3 protein-coding genes and 1 pseudogene are annotated in these 2,993 nt (G+C 70.3%); all 4 read right to left on the bottom strand.

Annotated elements, in window-relative coordinates:
- Window positions 1-154 precede the first annotated feature (154 nt).
- Window positions 155-355 (bottom strand): annotated as a pseudogene (locus tag ACGFNK_RS45730) (transposase); the annotation flags it as partial.
- A gap of 85 nt (window positions 356-440) precedes the next feature.
- Complete coding sequence (locus tag ACGFNK_RS45725) at window positions 441-941, bottom strand: cupin domain-containing protein (protein WP_393427357.1); 501 nt, start codon at window positions 939-941, stop codon at window positions 441-443.
- 253 nt (window positions 942-1,194) lie between these two features.
- Window positions 1,195-2,133 carry an alpha/beta hydrolase gene (locus tag ACGFNK_RS45720; protein ID WP_393427354.1) on the bottom strand — a complete coding sequence of 313 codons (939 nt, stop codon included), beginning with the start codon at window positions 2,131-2,133 and terminating at the stop codon, window positions 1,195-1,197.
- 29 nt (window positions 2,134-2,162) lie between these two features.
- Window positions 2,163-2,993, bottom strand: an 831-nt coding sequence (locus ACGFNK_RS45715; protein WP_393427351.1) for an NADP-dependent oxidoreductase, incomplete at its 5' end; no start/stop codon positions are given.

The raw sequence follows: 2,993 nt of genomic DNA, 5'->3' as shown, positions 1-2,993 counted from the left end.
CTGGAACGAGGACCCCAGGCCGTTCACCTGGACCAAGACCGCCGACGAGATCCTCAACTCCCTCGCCGATTACCTGGCAAAGGTCAGACCCAGCAACGACACAACCGAGCGGAACTAAAGCTCGGAAGTTCTGGCGCAGCACACTAGTGCCGCATCAGGCAACGTTCGCCCCGTTGACGACCTCGAGGCGGTCGTCGGCGGCATGCTTGTTCCGCCAGCTGATGTAGCGGCGGATCATGCTGCCCTGCTCTTTGTGGCTGGCATGGTCGGTGCCATCGAGTGCGAAGTAGCGCAGGGCGGTGAACTGGGCCTCGATACGGTTGAGCCAGGAACTGTTGGTCGGGGTGTAGGCGATGGCCCCGAACGATCTGGTCCTGGCTGTCCAGCTCAGCGGGGAACTTCACCCTGTCGACCGGTGCCGGGTTTGCCGGCTCCGTGAGTCACAGGAACTCGCTCCGGTAGGTCGAGGCCAACTCGGCCGCACGGCGGCGGCGTTCCGCGAGCTCGTCCTCCGACAGTTGTGGCGGCGGCGCGTCCATGCCCGCGACGACATCGCCGATGCGCGTGAAGTACTCGTCCTGGCCGGCGGGGGTGCACATGCACAGCATGCGGGCCGGCGCACCCGAAGCGTTGCGGAAGTTGTGCGGCGCGTTGGCCGGGATGTTGACCGTGGACCCGGCCCCTACGGTGTGCTTCTCGCCGCGGAAGGTGAACTCGATCTCGCCCTCGAGGATCGTGAACATCTCCTCGAAGTCGTGCCGGTGCGGCGGCGGGCCGCCGCCGTCGGGGACGCGCATGTCGATCAGACAGTACCGGCCGTCGGTCTGCTCGCCGGTGACCAGCATGGCGTACGTGTTGCCCACCAGCGAGATGTACGTCGTGCCGGGATCGTCGGGGTCCACCACGGTCAGCGAGCGGGACAGATCGTCGTCGGGGATCATCGGAATCGTCTCCTTCAAAGGTCAGTCAGGTGAGGATCAGGTGCCGGGCGGGTCTCATGCAGTCCGGCAGTCTCCCGGCCGTCGATGCGCATGCTGCCCGAAGTGGGAGTCCGGCCCGGCCGCGCGGTGCTTCAGTGTGTTCTTGCCGGTGTCCGAGGGGCCCCATTGCGGCGGGCAACGGGGCGAGGGGCCACCTGTGTGGAGCGCTTGCATACCCCTCCTGCGGCACGGGGTGAGCGCGCTCGGTGCCGGCTCAGATCGACTTGAGGACGCGGATGCGGTCGGCGATGGCGCGGCGGGCGACGTCGGAGGTGAAGGCGATGGAGTCGAACTCGTGCGGGGCGCCGGGGTGAAGGTGGAACTCCACCGGCACGCCGGCGCGGCTGAGTTTGGTGGCGTAGGCGGTGTCTTCGTCGCGGAAGACGTCGAGCTGGCCGACCTCGATGTAGGCCGGCGGCAGGCCGGTCGCGTCCTCGAGCCGGGCTGGGGCCGCCGTGGCCGGGACGTCGGGCCCGCCGGCGGCCTCGCCGAGCAGGGCCGGCCATGCGGTGAGGCTGTCGTCGTAGGACCACAGCAGGTAGGGCGCGATGTGTGGATCGGGGGTGGTGGTGCGGTCGTCGAGCATCGGCATGAGAAGGATCTGCCGGGCGATCTTCGGGCCGCCGCGCTCGCGGGCGAGGATCGACACGGCTGCGGCGATTCCGCCGCCGGCGCTGTCACCCATCACGCCGATCCGGTCGGTGTCGACGCCGAGTTCGGCGGCGTGTTCGTGCAGCCAGCGCAGTGCGGTGTAGGCGTCCTCGAGCGGGGTCGGGAAGGGGTGCTCGGGGGCGCGGCGGTACTCGACTGACAGCATCGGTACGCCGCTGGCGGAGACGTAGCGGGTGAGCGGCCCGTCGAAGAGGTCGATGTGGCCGAAGATGTATCCGCCGCCGTGGAAGAACAGCACGGCCGGGCCAGGCGCCGCGCCGTCCTTGGTGTACCAGCGCATGGTGATCCGCGCGCCGTCGCCGGTGGTCGTGTAGTGCTCGCTGGTCTTCACGTCGGCCGGGACCGGCTGGGCCGTTCCCGCGGCGCCGATGATCGGCTCCCACATGGCGCGCCGCGCCGCGATGTCCCCCACGGCCGGTGGTGTGGCGTCCGCCATCGGGGCCAGCGCCTCGGCGATTTCGGGATCCAAACTCAGTGCCATGGCCTTTTCCTTTCGGTGGAGGATCGGCGTCAGGCGACGGGCGGGACGACGATGACCTTGCCGTGCACCGCGTTTTCGGCGGCCCGGGCGTGGAGCGCCGGCAGCTCGGCCAGCGGCACCCGCTCGGCGACGTCGACGCGCAGCTCGCCACGGTCGATCAGCGCTACCAGCTGCGACAGCTGGTCGGCGTCGCTGCGGACGAACAGGTCGATGCCGCGCACGCCGCGCTCCTGGTCGGAGGGCGCGGGCATCCATACCGTCGTGTTCACCACGACCCCGCCCGGACGGACCAGTGTGACGAGCGCGGCCAGCTCTGCCGGGTCGACCGGCGCGAGGTTGAGCACGACGTCGACCGGCTCGGTCACCGCCGCGCTCACGCCGGTGGTGGTGTGGTCGATGACCTCATCGGCGCCGGCCGACGTGACCGCCTCGCTGCTGCGCGGGCTGGCCGTGGCGATCACGTGGGCCTCGGCTCCCTTGGCCAGCTGCACGGCGTAGCCGCCGACCGCTCCGCCGGCGCCGTTGATCAGCACGCGTTGCCCGGCCGTCAGCTTGCCGTGGTCGAACAGCGCCTGCCACGCGGTGAGGCCCACGAGTGGCAGTGCGGCGGCGTCGGGCAGGGGGATGCTCTTGGGCGCCGGCGTCAGGACCTCGGCCGGCGCGAGGACGTACTCCGCGGCGGCGCCGTTCCCGTCCATCGGCAGGAAGCCGATGACGTCGTCACCGACCGCGATGCCGTCCACGCCCACGCCCAGCGCGTCGACGGTGCCGGCGACGTCGAGGCCGGGAGTGTGCGGCAGCACCACCGGGATGGGGCCTTGCATGAAGCCGCCGCGGATGTTGCCGTCGACGGAGTTGAA

The organism is Streptomyces sp. NPDC048825, assembly GCF_043198355.1.
Lineage (GTDB): Bacteria > Actinomycetota > Actinomycetes > Streptomycetales > Streptomycetaceae > Streptomyces > Streptomyces xiangluensis.
The sequence above is the reverse complement of the archived record's forward strand: the minus strand, read 5'-3'. Positions and strand labels throughout refer to the sequence as shown.

Bases quoted from the DNA above. Each gene is read 5' to 3' on its own strand.
- ACGFNK_RS45725 (WP_393427357.1), bottom strand. From the start codon at position 941: ATGATCCCCGACGACGATCTGTCCCGCTCGCTGACCGTGGTGGACCCC.
- ACGFNK_RS45720 (WP_393427354.1), bottom strand. From the start codon at position 2,133: ATGGCACTGAGTTTGGATCCCGAAATCGCCGAGGCGCTGGCCCCGATG.